The organism is Hymenobacter gummosus, from assembly GCF_003970915.1.
GTDB classification, from domain to species: Bacteria; Bacteroidota; Bacteroidia; order Cytophagales; family Hymenobacteraceae; genus Solirubrum; species Solirubrum gummosum.
Genome location: NZ_RXOF01000002.1, coordinates 340,187 through 360,731 on the forward strand (window position 1 = coordinate 340,187; position 20,545 = coordinate 360,731).

Sequence of the window (20,545 nt, forward strand, 5' to 3'; positions counted from 1 at the left end):
CCTTTTCCTTCTCCGCTCACTTCTCAGACCGACCCCTATGAAAAACCGCATCCTCATCGTAGACGACTCGTTCTACATGCGCACGATGCTGAAGAATATGCTCACCGACGCCGGTTACGACGTGGTGGGTGAGGCTGCCAACGGCCAACAGGCCCGCGAGCTGGCCACCGAGACCAAGCCCGACCTGATTACCCTCGACGTTATCCTGCCCGACAACACCGGCCTGGAAGTGCTCAAGGATATTCGCCAGGAACTGCCGGAGGTGAAAATCGTGATGTGCTCGGCCGTAGGCCAGGAGGTCATCGTCAACGAAGCCCTGGAAAGCGGTGCTTCGGCCTACATCGTGAAGCCCTTCTCCGAGGATAAAGTCCTGGAAATCGTGGGCGGCGCGCTGCAGGACGGCGACGCCATTGCCTAAGCCCTAGCGCCCCGGCCCCCGCGCCGGGCGCTTCGTCGGCCCCGATGCCCGCGGGCCGGCTTGTACTCTGATTCCCCTTTCGCTCCGCTTTGTTTACCACCCCGGTACTGCCTGCTGCCCTCACCATCCTGCTTGGCGACTTGCCGGGCTTGATGCGGTTGGCGCTGTCGAAAGCGCTGCGGACCGACGCGGGCGTACAAATCGTGGGCAGCACCGCCGGCCCCGACGACCTGATTGCCCAGACCCGCCGCCTGCGGCCCGACCTGATCATCACCAGTGAGCTGCCGGCCACTGGCATGAAGCGCCTGGCCCAGTACCACCGCGGCCCCGTGCTGCTGTATGCTGCGCAGGCGCCGAAATCAGCCGTGCTGCGCGAAGCCGCGCAATGGGGCGTGTACGACCACATTGGCCCGCTGCCCGCTGCTACCGACGTGGCCGACTACGGCTTCGCCCGCCGCGACTTGCTGCGCAAGGTGCACCAGTCGCGGGTGGTGGCGGCTTCGGCCGTACAGCGGCTGAGCGTGAGCAGCGGCAGCGCCGCGCTGGGCGTACCCGGCCACGTGCTGGGCTCGGCTCCGCGCGGCATTGTGGTAGTGGGCGGCTCCACGGGCGGCGCCGCGGCGGTGGAGCAGGTAGTGCGCGGGCTGCAGCCCGGTCTGCGCTGGACCATTATCGTGGCGGTGCACCTGCCGGCGGCTTTCACGGCTTCGTTGGTGGAGCGCGTGCGCCGGGCTTCCTCGTTGCCGGTGGTGGAGGGCCGCTGCGGCCTGCGCCTGCAGGCCGGGCAGGTGGTGGTGGTGCCGGGCGGGGCCAACTGGGCCGTGCGCGGGGAACTTGGCCAGCCGCTGTGGCTGCAGCAGGCTGCCGAGCCCGCCGCCGTCCTCGACGAGCCCAGCATCGACCTGCTGATGGTATCGGCGGCGCGGGCGGCCGGGCCGCGTAGCCTGGGCGTGGTGCTGACCGGCCTGGGCAAGGACGGCACCGCTGGCGCTGCCGCCGTGCGCCACTTCGGGGGCACCGTGGTAGCCCAAAACGAGCAGGCGGCCGTGTTTGCCATGCCCAAATCGGTGATTCAGGCCGGTTACGCCTCGGCCGTGCTGCCGCTGCCCGACATTGCCCGCTTCGTCAACGGCCATGTGCAGCCCCTGCGGCCGGCCTCCACCGCGGCGCGCGTTTCGCCCGTTATCCGTTCGTACCCCCGATGAAGTCGCGCGAACAGGAATACCGGGAAATGTTCATGGCCGAAGCCCTGGAGGGCTACGACGCCATGAGCCAGCACATGTCGGTGCTGGAAAAGCGGCCCCAGGACGAGGCGGCGCTGGGCGAACTGTTTCGCCTGCTGCATAACCTGAAAGCCAGCGCCCGGGCCATGGGCCACAACGAAATCGGGGAAGTGGCCCACCGCATGGAAACCATCTTCGGCCAGATTCGGGCCAAAGAGCGGCCTTTTGCCGGCTCGGCCGTGCCCGTGCTCTTCACCGGCATCGACGTGCTGGGCAGCATGATTCGGGCCGTGGGGGCCAATGAGCCCCTGGCCGAAAACCAGGCCCTGCTGGAAAACCTGGACCGCGTGGTAGCCGGCGAGGAGCCGGTGCTGGCCGACGACTCCGAAGTAGGCAGCGAGGAAGACGCCACGCGCAAGCTGGAGCTGTCGGATCTGGTCTACATTCCCATCAAGAAGCTCGACCACCTGCTCAATCTCGTTGGGGAGCTGATTATCGACCGGGACCGGGTGCTAACCCTGGCCCGGGAGCTGGGCGACACCACCCTGCAGAGCGTGACGGCCCACCTCAGCCGCCTCGCCGACGATTTGCAGTACTCGGTGATGGACGCCCGCCTGGTGGGCGTGGGCACGCTGTTCAACAAGTTTCCGCGGGTAGTGCGCGACGTGGCTACCGCCGAGCAGAAGCAGGTGGAGCTGACCATCAGCGGGCAGGATATTCAGATTGACCGCAACATCCTGCAGATTATCACCGATTCCCTGCTGCACCTGGTGCGCAACGCCATCGGGCACGGCATCGAGACGCCGGCCGAGCGCGTGAAGGCGGGTAAGCCGGAAGTCGGGCAGCTCAGCCTCTCGGCCCAAACCGACCGCGACAACGTGCTCATCCGCATCAGCGACGACGGCCGCGGCATCGACGTGGAGCGGGTGCGCCGCAAGGCGGTGGAGCGCGGCGTGCTGTCGCGCGACGCGGCCAGCCGGCTCAGCGAAGCGGAAGTCTACAGCCTGCTCTTCGACGCGGGCTTCTCCACGGCCGAGCAGGTAACCGAAATTTCGGGCCGCGGCGTGGGCCTCGACGTGGTGAAGCTGGCCATCGACTCGCTCGGAGGGCAGGTGCGGGTGGAGTCGAAACTAGGGGAGGGCACCACCTTCTTCCTGGTATTGCCCACTTCCATTGCCGTGAAGGGCGCCCTGCTGTTTGAGCTGGAAGGCCACCCCTACGCCCTGCCGCTGATGCACACCGACTCGGTGGTGTCGCTCAGCCCGGAGAAGATGCACATCGTGGGCGGCACGCTGCTGGCCAAGGTGCTCGACGAAAACATTCCGGTGGTGCGCCTGACGGAGTTGCTGGCCGACGACGACGCGGCCCTGCCGCCCGCCAGCCGCGCCAACCTCACCGGCCTGCAGGACATCATCATCACCAACTACAACGGCCGCAAACTGGGGCTGATTGTCGACCGGTTCCTGCGCCAGCAGGACATCGTAATAAAACCCGTCAGCCAGCCGCTGGACATGATTGAGTTGTTCGGCGGCGTGACCTTGCTCGGTAGCGGGCAGGTGTGCCTGGTACTCGACGTGCCGGCCCTTACACGCTTGTTCCTGGCCCGCCGCCCATGATTTTCGTAATGCCAACCCTTCAGGGTCGCTGCCGCGTTGCCGCCGCCGGCCTGATGCTTAACTAGACCACCCGTATGGACCTGTACATGAATGATCTGGAACGGGACATCATCCGCGAAATCCTGAATATCGGGCTGGCGCGGGCGGCCGACTCGTTTGCCGCCATTGCCCAGGAGCGGGTGTTGTTGGAGGTGCCCAGCCTGGAGCTGGTGCGCGCCCACGACATCCTCGCGCTGGTGAACAAGTACCAGAGCAGCCACGTGGTAATTCAGTCCGACATCAAGGGCGACTTCAACGGCACCACGCTGATGTTCTTCTCCGGCCTGCACGTGCAGCGCCTCTCCCAGATCTGCCTGCGCATGAAGGTGGAAGAGTCGTTGGAGGTGAACGAAATGCAGGAGTCTTTGCTGCTGGAAATCAGTAACATCATCACCGGGGCGCTGGTGACGCAGCTGGCCAACATCCTGAAGGCCAAAATCTACGGGGCGCCGCCGCGGGCCCCCAAGGGCGACCTGGCCCACTCCCTCGACGCGCTGCTGATGACCCACCCCAAGATGCAGCCGCTCATCTTCTCGGTCATTACCCAGTTTTCGGACCAGAACAGCAACGTGGAGCTGCCGCTGATGCTGTTCTTCGACCGCGAAACCTTCGACAAGATTCTGACCATCATCCGCACCTACGACCTGCCCGGCAACGGCCTGCCCGCCTAGCCCCGAGCCGAGCCGTAAACCGTCATCCTGACCAAGGAAGGACCTTATCACGTCTGAACGATACTCGTAACAACGACTTGTTCACGACTGGTAGGGTCCTTCCTTCTTCAGGATGACCGACGTTTGCTGCGTCCGCAACTCTCCAACGTTTTCTCCTGCTTTACCGCTCTTTCGTCATGCACGATCCGATTGCCCTCGCGCTGCAACAGAAGATTGCCAATTTTGACCCCAACGCCGTGGGCGACACCTCCGGCGGCCTGTTCGGCCTGCCCTTCACCGTCGACGAAGCCCAGGTAGTGGTGGTGCCCGTGCCCTGGGAGGTGACGGTGTCGTACCGCGCCGGCACGGCGCAGGGGCCGGCCGCCATTGCCGAAGCCTCCGCCCAGGTCGACCTCTACGACCCGGACCTGCCCGACGCCTGGAAGCTGGGCCTGGCCATGGAAGAGGTGGACGAGAAGGTGGAAGCCGAAAGCCGGCAGCTGCGCGAGCTGGCCGAGGGCTACATCGGCTGGCTGGAAGACGGGCAGCCGGCCAACACGGCCGCCAAGTACGCCAGCGTGACCAACCAGGTGACCGAGCGCGGCAAGGCCCTGCTGGAGTGGCTCAAGGCCAAAACCGGCGCCTACCTCGACGCCGGCAAGGGAGTGGTGGTGCTCGGCGGTGACCACAGCACCCCGCTGGGCTACATGCACGCCCTAGCCGAGCGCCACGAGGAATTCGGCATCCTGCAGATCGACGCGCACTGCGACCTGCGCCCGGCCTACGAGGGCTTCCAGTACTCGCACGCCAGCATCATGTACAATGCCCTGCAGCTGCCGCAGGTGAAGAAGCTGGTGCAGGTAGCCATCCGCGACCTGTGCCAGCAGGAAGCCGACGTCATTGCCCAGTCGGGCGGGCGCGTGGTGATGTTCCACCACCGCTTCCTGCGCGAGGGCATGTACGAGAAGAAATCCTGGAAAAAGCAGGTCGGCAAAATCATTGCCCAGCTGCCCCAGAAAGTGTACCTGAGCTTCGACATCGACGGGCTGGACCCCAAGCTCTGCCCCGGCACCGGCACGCCCGTGCCCGGCGGGCTGGAGTTTGAGGAGGCGCTGTACCTCATCCGCGCCGTGGTGCGCTCGGGCCGCCAGATTATCGGCTGCGACCTGAACGAAGTGGCCCCCGGCGACACCGACTGGAACGGCAACGTGGGCGCCCGCCTGCTCTACCAGATGGCCAACTGGATGGCCGTGTCGCAGGGCCGCCTGAAGGCGCTGGGCATGGAAACCGAGTAAGTACGGCCAAACAGCGGCTTTTTCGTATAGTTGCCCGTCGGCGCCTCCCAGGGGCGTCGGCGGGCTTTCTGTTTCTCCTCCTCATTCCAAGCCGCTTCCCGCGTATGGGTTTCATCCTCAAATTCATCCTCAGCGCCATTCTGGCCTTCGTGCTGACGAAGTTCCTGCCCGGCGCCCACCTCGACGGCATCACCGATGCCCTGCTGCTGGTGCTGGTGCTCGGCATCCTGAACGCGGTGGTCAAGCCCATCCTCAAAATTCTGGGCCTGCCCATCACCATCCTCACCCTGGGCCTGTTTCTGCTGGTCATCAACGCCGTCATCGTGCTGCTGGCCGACTGGCTGCTGGCCGGCTTCCGCGTCGACGGGTTTCTCTCGGCCCTCATTTTCAGCATTGCCCTCACCGTTGTTACGGCCATTGTCGATATGATTATCGACTGAGCAAGGCTTATGACTAACACAAAAAAAGCCCCGTACCGAGCTTGGTACGGGGCTTTTTCATGAGCCGGATTTCAGGCCTCGGCTCGGGGCTGCACCCGCCGTTGCCGCCAGCGGCGCAGCAGCCACAGGCCGATGCCCAGTAGGATCAGCAGGGGCCAGAGGTAAATCAGGCCGATAAAGAGGTTGGTGACGAACTCCCAGCCGCCGTAGAAGGCCTCGGCCACCCGGCTGCCGAACGACAGCACCGGCGCACCCGGGGTGGGCAGGGCCAGGGGCTGATAGAGCTTCAGGGTGATGGTGGAGTAGGCCACCTGGTCGTTGAGGGCTTTAAAGCGGCTTTCCGCCGACTCTATTTCCTCCCGTACCTGCCCGATTTTGGCCTCGATTTCCAGCACCTCACTCACTTTCTTGGCCTGGCCCAGCAGCCCGATGTAGCGCTGCTCCAGGGCCCGCTTGGTGCGCAACCGGGCGGCCACGTCGGCGTGCTCGGCGGTTACGTCATCAGAAGTCAGACTTTTGCGCTCAACCGTACCGAGGGTGCTAAGGCCGGACAGCAGACCCGTAAACTTCTCCGGCCGCACCCGAATGGTCATTTCCTGCCGCCATTCCTCGTCGGAGCGGGTTTGGGCAGCGGCACCCACCCAGCTGCCGCTGCGTCGCACGATGCTGTCGACGCGGGTGACGGTGCGGGCCAGGTCGCGTACTTTGATGTCCACGTCGGCCCGGTAAATCAGTTGGCGCGCGGCGGGATTCACTGGTACAGCGGCCGGACCAGAGCTGCCGTTGGCAAGGGTTTCGGGCTGCTCTGCGTCGGCCGAAGCGCCGCTGGCGTTGGCCGCTGGGGCATATTCCAGGGCTGGTGCTGCCAGGGTCACGGCTTGGTCCGCTACGGCTTCGCCGGCCTCCTGCTTTTTGCTGCTGCAGCTCCCGAGCAGCAGGGCCAGCCACACAAATGCTCCGGTTATCTTATTCATGGTAACAAACGGATTGGGTGAGTTTTGGAGAATAACGCCGGGCGGGCGGTTTCCTGTTGCGGCCGCGCGGCAAGGGCTACTAATCAGCTGGCCGGCTGGCGCAGGCGCCAGCGCCGCACCACCCAGTAGCCCAGGCCCGTAAGCGCCAGCAGCGGCCAGAGGTTGGTCAGGCCCACCAGCACGTCGAGGAAGACGCTGCCGCCGCGCAGAAAGGCAGCGGCGAAGCGCGGACCGTAGTCGGGAAGGGGCTCGGCGGTTTCCTCCTCCGCCAGCGGCTGGTACAAGTGCACATTGAGCGTGGCCCACTGGGTTTGCTGGCGCAAGGAGCTGGCCCGTTGCTGGGCTTCATCGGCCTTTGTTCGGGCAGCATCTGCCTCGCTCAGGCGCTCTTTGGCCTCCGCGGTGGGCTTAGCCCCGGGCTTGAGCTGCGCCGCAACTTGCTGCCCGGCCTGGGCAGCGGCAGCGCGCGTGCTGGCCGCTGCTTGTTCCGCGGCCAGCAGGTCGGCGGTGGCATCGGAGGAGGCTATATCCTTGGCTTCGATGCGGCCAAGCCGCCCCAGAGCTGACACCAGGGGCAGAAAATGCCGGGGCGGTACTTTGATGGTCAGCTCCTGCTGGTGCTGGCCGTCGGTGCGGGTTTCGTGGGCCGTGCCCAGCACGGCTTCGTGCTGGGCCAGCAGCTGGTCGAGGCGGTCGGTGGTCTGCTCGAAGTTGTCGACGCGCAGGCGCAGGTCGCCGTGGTAGATGACGCTGCGGCCCGCGGGGAAGCGCGTCAGCCCGGCGACTTTGTGCGGTTGCAGAGGCGCGGGCGTGGTTTCGGCCGTGGCGGGTTCGGAGGCCGCAGCGGCTTCCAGGGGAGAGGTTTCGGCGGCGGTGCTTTCTTCCTTTTCGGCTTGGGCGCACCCCGCCAGGGCCAGCCCGAGCAGGGCCGGATACAACAGGCGTTTCATCAGAAATCAGGGGATTGGGTTGGCGAAGAAAGCCGCGCAGCTTTGGCTTTTATGCAAGCCTTCCGCGTCAGGTAACCCGCCGCCACCTGGAAATCTGCCCAAACAAAAAGCCCCGCCGGCAAGGGCGGGGCTTCTAAAAGCGGCTTGAAAAGCTACGTGGGGGCTTAGCCCACGCGCTTGATCTGGGCGCCCAGGGCCTGCAGGCGGCCTTCGATGTTCTGGTAGCCGCGGTCAATCTGCTCGATGTTGAGAATCTTGCTCTTGCCGTTGGCCGAGAGGGCCGCAATCAGCAGGGCCACGCCGGCGCGGATGTCGGGCGAGGTCATGGTAATGCCCTGCAGCTTTTTCTGGTGGTCGAGGCCGATGACGATGGCGCGGTGCGGGTCGCAGAGGGTAATCTGCGCGCCCATGTCGATGAGCTTGTCGACAAAGAACAGGCGCGACTCGAACATCTTCTGGTGCACCAGCACGGTGCCCTTGGCCTGGGTGGCCACCACCAGCACGATGCTCAGCAAATCGGGCGTGAAGCCGGGCCAGGTGTGGTCCGAGACGGTCAGAATGGAGCCGTCGAGGTAGGTGGCAATTTCGTAGCGGTCCTGGGCCGGCACGTGGATGTCGTCGCCGCGGAACTCCAGCTTGATGCCCAGCTTGCGGAAGGTGTCCGGAATCAAACCCAGCTCGGGGATGGCGCAGTCCTTGATGGTGATTTCCGAGCCCGTCATGGCCGCCAGCCCGATAAACGAGCCGATTTCAATCATGTCGGGCAGCATGCGGTGCTCGGTGCCGCCGAGCGTCTGCACGCCCTCAATCACCAGCAGGTTGGAGCCTATGCCCTGGATGCTGGCGCCCATGCGCACCATCATCTTGCACAGCTGCTGCAGGTACGGCTCGCAGGCGGCGTTGTAGATGGTGGTGGTGCCTTCAGCCAGCACGGCGCCCATCACGATGTTGGCGGTGCCGGTTACCGACGCCTCGTCGAGCAGCATGTAAGCGCCGCGCAGGCCGTTCGGGGCCGAAATCTTGTAGAAGTCGGTGCCTTCCACGGTCAGCTCGCCGCCCAGCTTCTGCAGGCCCAGGAAGTGGGTATCCAGCGGCCGGCGCCCGATTTTGTCGCCGCCGGGCTTGGGTAGCTGGCACTTGCCGTAGCGGGCCAGCATGGGGCCCAGGATCATCACCGAGCCGCGCAGCTCGCGCGCCTGCTTCACAAACTCCGGCGTGTCGAGGTAGTCGAGGTTAACGGCGTCGGCCTGGAAACGGTAGGTGTCGGCCGAGAGGCGCTCCACCTTCACGCCCATGCTGCCGAGCAGCTCGATGAGCTTGTTGACGTCGCGGATGTCCGGGATGTTGGAGATGGTGACGGGCTCCGCGGTCAGGAGCACGGCACAAAGGATTTGCAGGGCCTCGTTTTTGGCCCCCTGCGGCACAATCTCGCCGCGCAGCGGTTGCCCGCCGATTACTTCAAAAGCTGCTGCCATTCTAGGGTGCTACGCCGCCAGGCTTACTGGGGCGGTTGTTGCTGTTCGCGTCCTCCTTTTTTGCCGCGGCGCTTGTCGCGGCGTTCCTGCTTGCCACCGCCGCCACCGCGGCGCTGCTCCTGCCGGGGCTGGGGCACCACAAAGGCCGCCTGACTGGCGCGGCCGCCGCCCTGGCTGGCCGAGCCAGTCATGGTATCGAAACCGCCGGCGGCATCCACCAAGGCTTGGTCGAGCTGGAGCTTGCCGGCCGAGAGGTCCTTGAGGTGCCTGATGATGGTGACGTCCTTGGGAATGTCCTTGCTGTGCATGCGGTGCAGGAACTTCATCACCCGGCCGATGCTGATGGCGGCCTGCTCGCGCTGGGCGGCGTCCTCCAGGGCCACGGCTTTGGCTACCAGCTCCTCCACGTTTTTGCCGTAGGGGCGCAGCTTGGGGCCTTTGGTGGGGTAGGCCACGCGCTCGGGCCGGTTGTTGAACTGGTCGAGGCCGGTGAGCGGGAAGGGGGCGTCCACGTCCAGCTGGTTGCCGGTCATGGCGTAGAGGTGGTTCCAGAGCTTGTGCTGGTAGTCCTGCTGTTCCCGCACGCCGGGATTCAGGCGGAACATGAGCTGCACAATCTGGTGGGCGCGCTTGGTGCGCTCGGCGCGGTCTTCCAGCGTGAGCAGCGTTTGGGCCAGCTGGTAGGTATTCTGGCCGTATTCGCGCACCAGCAGCTGGAGCTGCGGGGGAAGATTGTCAATCATGGAGTCAAGTAGGAAAGGATTCGGCGGCGCGGATTCAAACGCCCGGATAGGAGGGAGGGCCAGCCGAAGGTGCCGAGCTGCGGACGGCTCGACGGTTTGAAGCGCTAAATATACGCTAGTTGGCGCGGTTCGATGCAGAAAGAAACGGCGCAACTAGGGTGCGAAGTTACACTTCGCGTTGGTCAGCCGCACACTGGCGGCCGAAAGGCAAGCGGCGCGGGCTCCGGTTTGCGCAGCCAGTCGCCGGAAAAGCTATTGACCGACTCCGATAATGAGCAACGCCTTGGCCAAAGCTGGCGCGTCGAGGTGCTGTACCCGGGCGGCTTTGACGCGCTATGGCCGTCGGCGGTTTGGATTTCCGGCTTCCACAGGGCTGGGTGCAGAGCGCACTGTCGATGTCGAGAAGGATAATGGTAGCTAAACGGTCAGGCCGCAAACCTCAGGATGATTTTAGTAAACAACCCTACTGCCGATTTACTCAGTTGATGAAACACTAAACCAGGTTACCAGAAGCGCTGAATGCCCCAAATTGTCCTTGTAATCGGGTAAGCAGGCCAAAAGACGCAGCCCCGGCCGGGCAGTAACTGCCGGCCGGGGCTGCGCAAACTACCACTTCCGCCTTACACAATCCGCAGCTTGGCAAAGCTCAGCAGCAGGGTTTTCTCGCCCACGCCGCCCTCAAACTGAATGGTGGCCTTCACCGTGGCGTCCTGCTTTTCCAGCTTGCTTACCGTGCCGAAGCCGAACTTGGGGTGCTCCACCTTGTTGCCCACCTGCAGGTTCGAGGTGTCGGAGGGCTTGAAGTCGGGGGAGGGCACGTAGGGCTTCACCGGGGCCGCGGTGCGGGCCTTCTGCTGGGCGCCCACCAGGTTGGAGCGGCGCTCCAGCACCGGCGCGAAGGGGCTTTCCTCTTGCCCGTACTTGAACTCCACGAACGTGGGGTCGATTTCGTCGATGAAGCGGCTTTTCTCGCAGCTGCGCAGGTTGCCCCACTGGTAGCGCGAGGTGGCGTAGCTGAGCGTGAGCTTTTTCTCGGCCCGGGTAATGGCCACGTAGAACAGGCGGCGCTCCTCCTCCAGGTCGGAGCGGGAGGTAATCATCATCTGCGAGGGGAACAGGTTTTCCTCCATGCCCACGATGTACACGTTGCGGAATTCCAGGCCCTTGGCGGAGTGAATGGTCATCAGCGTGACCGTCTCGCCCTCGTCCTTGGCGTCCTTCACGTCGGTATCCGTCACCAGGGCAATGTCCTGCAGAAACGACGCCAGCGACTTGTCCTCGCGCTCCGGGTCGTCGACGTACTCCTTGATACCGTTCAGCAGCTCCTGGATGTTCTCGTAGCGCGAGAGGCCCTCGATGCTCTTGTCGGCGTAGAGGTCCTCAATCATGCCCGAGTTCTTGGCAATAAACTTGGCGGCCTCGAAGGCGTCGTCCTTGCCGGCCACCACGGCGTAGCTCTTGATTTTCTCGCCGAAGTCCACCACCGGGTTCGAGACGCGGGCGGGCAGAAACTGGTCGGCGTTGGTCACCACTTCCCAGAGCGTGTGGTTCGACTCCTCGGCCGCGTTGATGAGCTTGCTGATCGTGGTGTCGCCGATGCCGCGCTTGGGGTAGTTGATGATGCGGCGCAGAGCCTGCTCGTCGTTGGGGTTTACCGTCAGGCGCAGGTAGGCCACCAGGTCCTTGATTTCCTTGCGCTGGTAGAACGAGAGGCCCCCGACGATTTTGTACTTGATGTTGAGCTTGCGCAGGGCCTCTTCCATGGCCCGGCTCTGGGCGTTGGTGCGGTAGAGGATAGCGAAATGGTCGTAGGAAAGATGGTGGTTCATCTTTTCCTCGTAGATCGAGTTGGCCACCAGCTTGCCCTCCTCGTTGTCCGAAGCGGCCCGGATGACCTCGATGCGCGGGCCTTCCTCGTTGTCGGAAAACACGCTCTTGCGCAGCTGGGCCTGGTTGTTCTTGATGACGGAGTTGGCCGCTTTCACGATGTTTTTCGTGCTGCGGTAGTTCTGCTCCAGCTTGAAAACGGCCAACTCGGGGTAGTCCTTCTCGAAGTTGAGAATGTTCTGGATATCGGCGCCGCGGAAGGCGTAGATGCTCTGCGCGTCGTCGCCCACCACGCAGATGTTGCGGTTTTTGGCCGAGAGCTTGCGCGAAATCAGGTACTGCGAGTAGTTGGTATCCTGGTACTCGTCCACCATCACGTAGTGGAAGATGTTCTGGTACTTGTTCAGGGCGTCGGGGTGGTCCTTGAACAAGACGTTGGTCTGGTACAGCAGGTCGTCGAAGTCCATGGCGCCGGCCTTGAAGCAGCGCTGCTGGTACTGCTGGTAAATCACGCCGATTTTGGGCCGCAGCGCCGCCTCGTCGTCCTGCCGGATGACGGGGTCGTTGAGGTACTGCTGCACCGAAATCAGCTTGTTCTTGGCGGCCGAGATGCGCCCCAGCACCGTGCTGGGCTTGTAGAGCTTGTCGTCCAGGTCCAGCTCCTTCACAATCTGGGTGATGAGCGTCTTGGTGTCCTGGGTGTCGTAGATGGTGAAGTGGCGCGGGTAGCCCAGCTTGTCGGCCTCGGAGCGCAGAATGCGGGCGAAAATCGAGTGGAAGGTGCCCATCCACAGGTTCTTGGCCTCGGGGCCGACCACTTTCTCGATACGCGCGCGCATTTCGCGGGCGGCTTTGTTGGTAAAGGTCAGGGCCAGGATGTTGAACGGGTCCACACCCTTTTCCAGCAGGTGAGCAATGCGGTAGGTCAGTACCCGCGTCTTGCCCGAGCCCGCGCCCGCAATAATCATCGCCGGGCCTTCGGTGTGCAACACCGCGCCGCGCTGCGACTCGTTCAGAAGGTTGATATAATCCAGTGCCATGCGTCGTTCTTGTAGCCGAATCAACAGCTAAACCACAAAGGTAGGGCGAAAGGTGCGGCGGGGGAAGGGCCCGGGCGGCTAATGTGGTTAGCCGGAGCGGTGGTATGCTTCGTTCATCAGCTTCACCCCACCGGCTACGCTACCAACGGCCCGAAAGCGTCTGCTGGCCGGCGAAACGAACTACTAGGCGCCGGAAACGAACTACCGGGCACCGGAAACCAACTACTAGGCGCCGGAAACCGACTACTGTCCACCGGAAATCGACTACTGGACAACTCCAATGGCTTGCTGGCCGACGGGAACTGACTGCTGGGCAACGCTGATGAACTGCTGGACACCGGAAGTCGGCTACTGCCCACCGCAGGCCGACTACTGGACGCACCACGCCGTTTGCTATTCGCGCGACACCAGCAGGCTTGGTCGGGGAGAGTACATTTTGCCCGAGGTCGTCTACAGCCGCGTAGCGGCGCCACGTCAATAGCCGCCACGATGTAAAAAACGGCCAGAGCTCCGGAGGAGCGGCACCTTATTCGCGCGTTATCTTGCGGCCTGTTTCATCTACGACGTTATGTCAAATACCTATACCCAGCTTTATATCCACATTATCTTCGCCGTGGCAGGCCGGGAACGGCTGATTCCAGCGCGGCACAAGGAGCAGCTATACCGGTATATTACAGGCATTATTAGTCAAAAGAATCAGAAGTTGTTAGCCATCAATGGCATGCCCGATCATGTGCATTTGCTGGTGAGCATGACGCCAGATGTAGCCTTGTCAGAACTGGTGCGCGACGTCAAAGCCAATTCCTCCCGCTTCATCAATGAGCAGCATTGGCTGCCGGGGCGGTTTGCTTGGCAGCAAGGGTTTGGCGCATTTTCGTATTCGGCTTCCCAGGTACCAGCAGTGGCACGCTACATCGAACAACAGGAGCAGCATCACGCTACGCGTAGCTTTCGGGAGGAATACGTGACCCTGCTGGAAAAATTCGGTGTGGATTACCGGCCGGAATACCTTTTTGACTTCTCGGCTAACGAAAGCGGGTAAGGTGCCGCTCCTCCGGAGCTCTGGCCGTTTCTTACATCGTGGCGGCTATTGACGTGGCGCCGCTCTGCGGCTGGGGACGATTGCAGCAAGCCCCAATAACGCCTCACTTCATCAGCGTCCGGTTCAGCCGCAGCGTCAGCCGCACCGAATCCTGGCGCCAGCGGCCCTGCAGCTGCAAGGAATCCGGAGTGGGGCGCTGGAACAGCCAGCGGCGCGGGGCCGCATAGTCGTTGTTTTCGTTGCGGGCAATGAGCTGGATGAACGCCGCCGGGCGGGCCGAATCGGGCTCGGTCACGAACCGGTCGCGGCGGGCGGCATTGCGCAGCACGGCCTGGGCGGCCTGGAAGTAGGCGCGGGTGGGGTAGGCCGAATCGGCGGGCGCGAGGGGCTGCCAGCGGCCCTCGGCCCAGCGGGCGGCGCGGGTGGTTTCCCACACGCCGGTCAGGGGCAGCACGGCGGCCTGCTCGGCGGCGTATTCGCGGATGCCCAGCACGTCCTGCACCGTCAGGCCGAGCACGGCCAGGGTGAGCAGCACGCCCAGCCCGCGGTACGCCAGCCGCCCGCGCCGGCCGAAGCGGGCCGCGGTGGCCGGCAGGGTGCGCAGCGCCGCCGGGCGGTGGCCGATGAAGAACTGCCAGAGCCGGTCGGCGTCCTGGGCCAGCAGTAGCAGGGCAAAGAACAGGTAGCTGCCCGAGCCGATTTTGACGCACACGTCGAAGAAGACGTTGACTACGAACACGTTCAACATCACCACCGAGGCCACGAACGCGCCCAGCGTGCGGGTGCGGCGGAAGAGCAGCAACACGGCCGGCAGCACTTCGCCCCAGCCCAGAAACTGCTGGTAGCCGCGCGAGTAGCCGAAAAACTGCCAGGCCACGCGCATGGGAGTCAGCTCGGCCGGGGCAGTGTCGAGGTTGGCCCACAGGCGCGGAAACTGGGTGGCCAGCACCTTCACGAAGCCGTAGCGCAGCAGAATCAGGCTCAGGTACAGGGCCAGCAGGTCGAGCAGGACGTCCGTCACGGCCCAGCGCCGGCGGCGTAGCACTTGCCCGGTTACCAGCGCCCCGCCCGCCACCGCGCCCCAGGCCAGCCCGACCCAGGTAGCGGCCCACTGCGCCGGGGTGTCGCCGCAGCTGGACTGGGTTTCGGGCACGGCCGTGAGCAGGCCGGTGGCGGTGGTCAGCTCGTAGAGCGTCGGGGCCAGGGCCAGCCCGGCCGCAAGGCAAACGGCTAAGGTGTTGAGCGAGGGCCAGAACCCCGGGCGGCTGGCTGGGAACGGGGAAGAATCCATGCGAATAAGGCGGCAGCTGATGAGAGTCGATAAATAATGAAATAATGCCATATACTTAAGCCCCAAGCCGAATGCAACTTCACGACTTGAGCGGAGCCGCTTCACTCCACATAGGCTATCAACCTCCATTCATATGCCGCATACTTACTGGCTGCGCGCTACTATGGCTGCTGCCCTGCTAACCGTCACCCTGTCCTGCAGCCGCAAAGAGGAAATTTCGCCCGTCACGCTCACCGGAAAGTGGGATTTGATACGGGTTGGCGGCGGATTCACCGGCGCCGTCAATGTCATTCCGCCCGGCACCGAGGTGCTCACGTTTTCGGATGACGGTACCTATACCCGCACTGTCAAAGTGGGCACCTCCGAAACCAACAAATTCTGGTACCAGCCCCAGCCTTAGGCCCCGTACCGGTATGTCGTCGTCATGACCACCACCGCCCTGGCGCCCCCAGGCACGTCGTTGAATCTGGACTACCCAATAAACACGTTGACGAGCACGGAGCTGGTGCTGGTTTCGGGGCAGTTTTTCCGGCTGTATGAGCGGCGGTAGCCCGTGGGCCGCCTTCGGCTGGCCTGCGCTGCGGCCCGGGAAGGGGTGCGGGGCCGCCGGTGAACCTTAGCTCCGGGTAGGACTGTTGAAGCGCCGGCCCACCGTATCTTTGCGGTTCGCTTTGCCTGCTTTTCCGATGATTGTCATCCAGAATACCATCGTCTCCGACGACGTCCGCGACCAGTTTTTCGTCTGCAACCTGGAGCGTTGCAAGGGCGCCTGCTGCGTGGAGGGCGACCTGGGCGCCCCGCTCGAAGAAGCCGAGCTGCAGATTCTGGCCCAGGAGTACGACAAGATCAAGCCCTTCCTAACCCACGCCGGCCGCCACGCCATCGAGGAGCAAGGGCTGTACGTCGAGGACTGGGAGGGCGACTACTCCACCACCACCATCGACAACCGGGAGTGCGCCTACGCGCTGTACGACGAGCGGGGTATCCTTAAGTGCGGCATCGAGCAGGCCTACCTGGCCGGCGCGACGACGTTTAAAAAGCCCATCAGCTGCCACTTGTACCCCATCCGCATCAGCAAGTACGACGAGTTCGAGGCCCTGAACTACGACCGGTGGGAAATCTGCAACCCGGCCTGCGCCTTCGGGGCCCAGCTGGGCGTGCCGGTGTACAAATTCCTGAAGGAGCCGCTGATCCGCAAATACGGCGAGGCCTGGTACCGGGAACTGACGCAGGAAATCGAAAACCCGACCACCAAGTAGACGCCCGCGGGGCCGACCATCTGGTCGGCCCCGCGGTTTTTGGGGCCTCAGCGCGCGTCCGGGTCCAGTTGGTAATGCAGCGTCAGCTCGGCGAAATCCTCGCTGGTGGCCACCTGGGTGCGCCGGCTGATGAGGCCGCGGGCGTAGGCAGCCGTCAGCTGGTAGCGCGCCAGCGGCCCGGGCAGGTGCGTACCCAGACCCAGGCGCAGCAGGGCATTGTGGCCCGGGGCCTGGGCGTAGCGGCCGGTGGCGTCGGCGTCCACGCGGCTGTAGTCCTGGCAGGTAATGGCCAGCACCGGGCCGGCCTCCCAGTACAGGCGGCGGCGCGGCGCCAGGAAGTGCCGCACGCTCAAGGCCACCTGCGCATCCACGGTGCGGTAGCGGAAGCGGGCGTCGTAGGCCGGCGGCGGGGTAGGGCCGTAAGGGGCGGCGTGCACGGCCAGGGTGCGGCGGTTGTAAGCCAGCTGCGCGGCCACCACCAAGTAAGTATTGGTACCGGTGGGGGGCACCGGCAGGGCCGCGCTGGCCCCCAGCGCCGCGCCGACCTGCGGCTGGTGCCGGCCCAGGGTGTAATCGGTGCCCCCGTCGGAGGAGCCGTGGCGCTGGCGGCCGTCGGCGTAGCGCAGGCGGCTGACCAGTAGGCCGCTGTGAAGGCTCCAGCGCACGGCCGGGGGCGCAGGCTGGGCCAGCGCCGGAGTGGCCCCGGCCAGCACCGCCGGCCACAGCCATAGCAGCCCGGGGCGGAGAGCAGAAAAAAGCCGGATGAGCAGCATGCTGGCGACGGGTTTGCTCCTAAACGTTGCCGGTTGGTATTCAGTGTGGGCCGGTTGGTAGAGGCCCGGCCCGCTTCCATCGATTTTAGGTGGAAATCAACCGACAAGTCAGTATTTTCTGGCTTCTGTCCAACTTCACTTCCCACCCCTTCCACCATGCCCCACCGATTTATGGCCGGCGCCCTGCTGCTGGCCGCGCTACTCGGCAGCCGCCCCCTCCACGCCCAGTCCCAATCGGCCGACGCGGCGGCCAAGCACCAGGCCGTGGTGGCCATCTACCCCGTGATGCTGCAGGCCGTGCAGGCGCGCAACCTCACCCAGGCCCGCACATTGTGCCAACAGGCCATCAGCTACGAGCCTCGTGACCCAACTCACCGCTACAACCTGGCCTGCATCGAAGCCCTGAGCGGGGCTCCCGATGCTGCCTTCGCCGCCCTGAACCAGGCCACGGCCCTGGGCTACGCCGACCCAAGCTCCCTGAATACCGACGCCGACCTGGCCGCCGTGCGCACCGATGCCCGCTTTGCCACGGTGCTGCAGGCCGCCGCCCGCAACGCCGGTGGTACTGCCGCACCGGCGCCCACGGCTACCGTGCGGCCCGTGGGCCCCCGACCTGCCGCTGCCCGGCCGGCCCCGGCGGCCGCACCGGCCGCTGCGGCCCCGCGCCCGGCGACTCGCCCGGGCGCGGTAGCCCAGCCCCTGGTCGGCAAGGTGACGGGCAACCGCCCGGTGGGCCTGTTTTTGATGACGCGCTACTGGATTGCCACCGGCTCCCTGGAGAAAGGCACCTACTACTTCACGCCCGACGGCCGGGTGTACGTCAACCCAACGGGCTTCTCGGCGGCCGAGCTCGCGGCGCAACAGCCGAACTCCCGGGGCACTTTCCAGGTCAGCGGCAATACGCTCACGGTCAGCTGGGCCAGCGGGCAGAAGTCCAGCAGCCCGGTGGAGGACGCCAAAGGCGACGCCTTCAACTGGGACATGGGCATCTTCGTGGGGGCGCAGCCCTTCCGCAACACCCAGCAACTGCTGGGCACCTTTGAGGGCGGCAACTCTGCCTCCACCGGCTCGGGCTACATTGCCGCCGTGGGCACCTACACCTTCCGCGCCGACGGTACCTACGCCCGCTCCGGCGTGGCTTCCTCCACCAGCGTGTCCGACGGCTCGGTGCTGAAAACCGGTGGCCAGGGCCAGACGGCCGGCCGCTGGCAGCTCAACGGCTTTGTTTTGACGCTGACCGATAACCAGGGCCGCCAGACCAGCGGGGTGAGCTTCCCTTTCGTGACCGAAACCTCGGCCGCCAAGCCCGACCGCATCTACTTCGCCGGCACCCTGTACAAGCGGCAGTAGGAGCGGGGCGCCCAAAAAAAGGCCAGCTGAAGCAGCTGGCCTTTTTTCATTCACACAAACAAAAGCGTAGTCGCGGTTTACTGCCAGGTATCGGTGCGGGTGAGGGCCGTGCCGCTGGGCGTGAAGGTGCGGTTCGAGCCGCCTTCCCAAAGCACGTTGCCGGCCGCGTCCTTGCGGATGTACTTGTACTGCACGGCCGTGCCGGAGGTCAGGTTTACGGTGCCGCGCCAGGTGGGCCAGGCCGCGCCGCTGAGCTTGATGGCGTTGGCCGTGTTCCAGCTGCCGAGCTGGGCCGTGCTGCCGATGACGTACACATCCTGCCCGCTCACGGTGTTGCTGTAATTCACCTGGAACGTCACGGCCGTGGTGCCGCTGGTGGGGGGCGGAGTGGTGCCGCCGGTGCCAGGTACCCACACGGCGTAGCTGCGGGCGCCCACCGGGAAAGTGGCGGTGCCATTGGCGTCGGTGGTGATGGTGCCCGCGTTGTTGCCGGTTTTGTCGGTCAGAGCGGCGCTTTTGAAGGGCGTGGTAATGGTCTTCGAGCGGGCCGAGCCGCCGTCGTTCAGCAGCACCAGCAGGCCGGGGTGCGAAGAGTCGCCCGCGCGGGAGTAGGCGTACACGTCCGCGTCGTTGACCGAGGTATACTCTGTGGCCGCGCCGTAGGCGTTGGCCTGGCGGATACCGATGAGCTTCTTGATCTGGGCGCCGAGGCCGTACTCGTAATAGTCGCGGTAGAACACGCAGGGGTAGCCCTTGGCGCGGGTCAGGATGTAGGCGTAGGCCAGCATCTTCAGGTTGGTCACCGGCGAGTACAGCGCCCCGCCCTGGTGGTCGGTGTCGTGGTTGTCCACGAACGACACCGACAGGGCGCCATTGGCCTCGGTGAAACCGGCAAACTGCAGCCCGCGCATGTCCCAGGCGCCGTTGCCGTTGCTCATGTCCTGGAAGGTGTAATGCAGCGGCACGTCGAACAGGCTGGTGCGGCCCCCGGTGGCGGCGGCGTAGTTGTTCATATCCCCCAGGTTCCGAAACCACGCCTCCGACACCGCAAACCGGCCGCTCGTGCCCTTCACCGCATCGAGCCACTGGTTCACGTAGGGCGTGTAGATGTGCTTGGTCGCGTCGAGGCGGTAGCCGTCGAGCTGGAGTTTGGACGTCAGCCAGTTGCCCCAGTTGATGGTTTCCGTCTGGTTGGCCGCGTTGCCGTTGTACTGGATTTCCGAGCCCAGCAGGTTGTCGTAGGCGTCGTTGTTGGCGTAGGGCTGAAAGTCCCAGCTTTTCCACTGGTACCAGCCGTTGTTGGGCGCCTGCTGGGTGCCGGTGAAGTTGTTGTAGCCCCAGCGGTAGCTGCTGTAGGTGCTGCCGCGGCCGGGGTAGTTGAACTTGGTGTAGACGGTGTTACCGTTCACCGTTTCCTGCGCGTCGGCCCAGGTCAGGTGGTTCATCACGATGTCCTCGTACACCTGAATGTTCTTGCCGTGCAGGGCCGTAATGGCCGATTGCAGCTGGCCGATGGTGCCGTAGCGGGTGGCCACGGTGCCCTTCTGGTTGAACTCGCCCAGGTCGTACCGGTCGTACACGCCGTAGCCCACGTCCTGGGCGCTGCCGCCCTTGTAGGCCGGCGGTAGCCAGATGGCGGTGATGCCCGCGTCGCTCAACTCCTGGGCCTTGCCGCCCAGATTTTGCCACCACGTGCCGGCCGTGGTGCTGACGGGCGTGTTCCAGTAGAAGCCCTGCATCATCACCCCGTTCGCGACGGTGGCGTTGTGTTGGGTGGCCGCCGGGGCCACGAGGGGAGCCGGCGCAACGGCCGTTTCCTTGCTGCACGAAGTCAATACGACTCCGGCCGCGAGCAGCCAGGTGGCTGCCGCAGAGTGTTTTAGCATAAAAAGTGGGAATGGTTGTGGAGGCCGCTAAATAGGGAAATACAGGTGAGAAATCATAAATAAATTACGCAAGAAAAAGTCCGTTGAGTGAGCGGTTACTCCCGCTTGATTCAGCGTAAAAGACCCTGAACTGCCGGGCAGGAGCCACTGGTCAGCCGCGCGGTTTGGAGCATGAATAGCTGCCGTTGGGCAAGACAACGGCTCCGTTCAGCCAGATTGGTTAGTATCTAATAAAGTCATTAGATTATTTTTAG

Annotated in this window: 19 protein-coding genes; 11 read left to right on the forward strand and 8 right to left on the reverse strand. The window is 64.4% G+C overall.

Annotated features, from left to right (window positions below; all coding sequences use genetic code 11):
- Positions 1 to 37: 37 nt before the first annotated feature.
- From EJV47_RS04790 to EJV47_RS04815, 6 genes are all read left to right on the forward strand, one after another.
- Complete coding sequence (locus EJV47_RS04790; RefSeq protein ID WP_126691996.1) at positions 38 to 418, forward strand: response regulator; 381 nt, start codon at positions 38 to 40, stop codon at positions 416 to 418.
- Positions 419 to 507: 89 nt separating this feature from the next.
- Positions 508 to 1,623, forward strand: a complete 1,116-nt coding sequence (locus EJV47_RS04795) for a chemotaxis protein CheB (protein ID WP_126691997.1) — start codon at positions 508 to 510, stop codon at positions 1,621 to 1,623.
- Positions 1,620 to 3,257 (forward strand): chemotaxis protein CheA, encoded by a 1,638-nt coding sequence (locus EJV47_RS04800; RefSeq protein WP_126691998.1) that lies wholly within the window; start codon positions 1,620 to 1,622, stop codon positions 3,255 to 3,257. The genes EJV47_RS04795 and EJV47_RS04800 overlap by 4 nt, the downstream gene beginning before the upstream one ends.
- 74 nt (positions 3,258 to 3,331) lie before the next feature.
- Complete coding sequence (locus EJV47_RS04805) at positions 3,332 to 3,967, forward strand: chemotaxis protein CheC (protein ID WP_243651016.1); 636 nt, start codon at positions 3,332 to 3,334, stop codon at positions 3,965 to 3,967.
- Positions 3,968 to 4,143: 176 nt separating this feature from the next.
- Positions 4,144 to 5,241: an agmatinase family protein gene (locus EJV47_RS04810; RefSeq protein WP_126691999.1), complete on the forward strand. Its 1,098-nt coding sequence runs from the start codon at positions 4,144 to 4,146 to the stop codon at positions 5,239 to 5,241.
- A 104-nt stretch (positions 5,242 to 5,345) separates the two neighbouring features.
- The gene (locus EJV47_RS04815; protein WP_126692000.1) at positions 5,346 to 5,681 is read left to right on the forward strand and encodes a phage holin family protein; all 336 of its coding nucleotides are present in this window, start codon (positions 5,346 to 5,348) and stop codon (positions 5,679 to 5,681) included.
- 71 nt (positions 5,682 to 5,752) lie between these two features.
- On the opposite strand, the gene EJV47_RS04820 is transcribed toward EJV47_RS04815, so the two are convergent.
- From EJV47_RS04820 to EJV47_RS04840, 5 genes are all read right to left on the reverse strand, one after another.
- The gene (locus EJV47_RS04820) at positions 5,753 to 6,655 is read right to left on the reverse strand and encodes a DUF4349 domain-containing protein (protein ID WP_126692001.1); all 903 of its coding nucleotides are present in this window, start codon (positions 6,653 to 6,655) and stop codon (positions 5,753 to 5,755) included.
- A gap of 83 nt (positions 6,656 to 6,738) precedes the next feature.
- The gene (locus tag EJV47_RS04825; RefSeq protein ID WP_126692002.1) at positions 6,739 to 7,605 is read right to left on the reverse strand and encodes a DUF4349 domain-containing protein; all 867 of its coding nucleotides are present in this window, start codon (positions 7,603 to 7,605) and stop codon (positions 6,739 to 6,741) included.
- Between the two features lie 164 nt (positions 7,606 to 7,769).
- Entirely contained in the window at positions 7,770 to 9,080 is a 1,311-nt protein-coding gene (gene murA, locus EJV47_RS04830; RefSeq protein WP_126692003.1) for a UDP-N-acetylglucosamine 1-carboxyvinyltransferase, read from the reverse strand.
- 23 nt (positions 9,081 to 9,103) lie between these two features.
- Positions 9,104 to 9,823 carry a DUF4290 domain-containing protein gene (locus EJV47_RS04835; protein WP_126692004.1) on the reverse strand — a complete coding sequence of 240 codons (720 nt, stop codon included), beginning with the start codon at positions 9,821 to 9,823 and terminating at the stop codon, positions 9,104 to 9,106.
- Between the two features lie 620 nt (positions 9,824 to 10,443).
- Entirely contained in the window at positions 10,444 to 12,684 is a 2,241-nt protein-coding gene (locus EJV47_RS04840; RefSeq protein ID WP_126692258.1) for an ATP-dependent helicase, read from the reverse strand.
- A gap of 574 nt (positions 12,685 to 13,258) precedes the next feature.
- Here EJV47_RS04840 and tnpA point away from each other — a divergent pair.
- Positions 13,259 to 13,732, forward strand: coding sequence for an IS200/IS605 family transposase (gene tnpA / locus EJV47_RS04845; protein WP_126692005.1), 474 nt, complete (start codon positions 13,259 to 13,261; stop codon positions 13,730 to 13,732).
- 103 nt (positions 13,733 to 13,835) lie between these two features.
- On the opposite strand, the gene EJV47_RS04850 is transcribed toward tnpA, so the two are convergent.
- Positions 13,836 to 15,023, reverse strand: coding sequence for a hypothetical protein (locus tag EJV47_RS04850; protein ID WP_126692006.1), 1,188 nt, complete (start codon positions 15,021 to 15,023; stop codon positions 13,836 to 13,838).
- Between the two features lie 133 nt (positions 15,024 to 15,156).
- On the opposite strand from EJV47_RS04850, the gene EJV47_RS04855 reads away from it, so the two are divergent.
- From EJV47_RS04855 to EJV47_RS04860, 3 genes are all read left to right on the forward strand, one after another.
- On the forward strand, positions 15,157 to 15,423 hold the full coding sequence (locus tag EJV47_RS04855) for a hypothetical protein (protein WP_126692007.1): 267 nt from the start codon (positions 15,157 to 15,159) through the stop codon (positions 15,421 to 15,423).
- A gap of 24 nt (positions 15,424 to 15,447) precedes the next feature.
- Complete coding sequence (locus EJV47_RS28870; RefSeq protein WP_279389056.1) at positions 15,448 to 15,573, forward strand: hypothetical protein; 126 nt, start codon at positions 15,448 to 15,450, stop codon at positions 15,571 to 15,573.
- A gap of 136 nt (positions 15,574 to 15,709) precedes the next feature.
- Positions 15,710 to 16,282 carry a DUF3109 family protein gene (locus tag EJV47_RS04860; protein ID WP_126692008.1) on the forward strand — a complete coding sequence of 191 codons (573 nt, stop codon included), beginning with the start codon at positions 15,710 to 15,712 and terminating at the stop codon, positions 16,280 to 16,282.
- A 47-nt stretch (positions 16,283 to 16,329) separates the two neighbouring features.
- Here EJV47_RS04860 and EJV47_RS04865 read toward each other — a convergent pair whose 3' ends face one another.
- Complete coding sequence (locus EJV47_RS04865; RefSeq protein ID WP_126692009.1) at positions 16,330 to 17,055, reverse strand: hypothetical protein; 726 nt, start codon at positions 17,053 to 17,055, stop codon at positions 16,330 to 16,332.
- 156 nt (positions 17,056 to 17,211) lie between these two features.
- Between EJV47_RS04865 and EJV47_RS27910 the strand changes: the two genes are divergently transcribed.
- Positions 17,212 to 18,405 carry a tetratricopeptide repeat protein gene (locus EJV47_RS27910; protein ID WP_165903620.1) on the forward strand — a complete coding sequence of 398 codons (1,194 nt, stop codon included), beginning with the start codon at positions 17,212 to 17,214 and terminating at the stop codon, positions 18,403 to 18,405.
- Between the two features lie 77 nt (positions 18,406 to 18,482).
- Here EJV47_RS27910 and EJV47_RS04875 read toward each other — a convergent pair whose 3' ends face one another.
- A complete protein-coding gene (locus EJV47_RS04875) occupies positions 18,483 to 20,291 on the reverse strand; it encodes an alpha-amylase (protein WP_126692010.1) in 1,809 nt (602 codons plus the stop codon).
- Between the last annotated feature and the right edge of the window lie 254 nt (positions 20,292 to 20,545).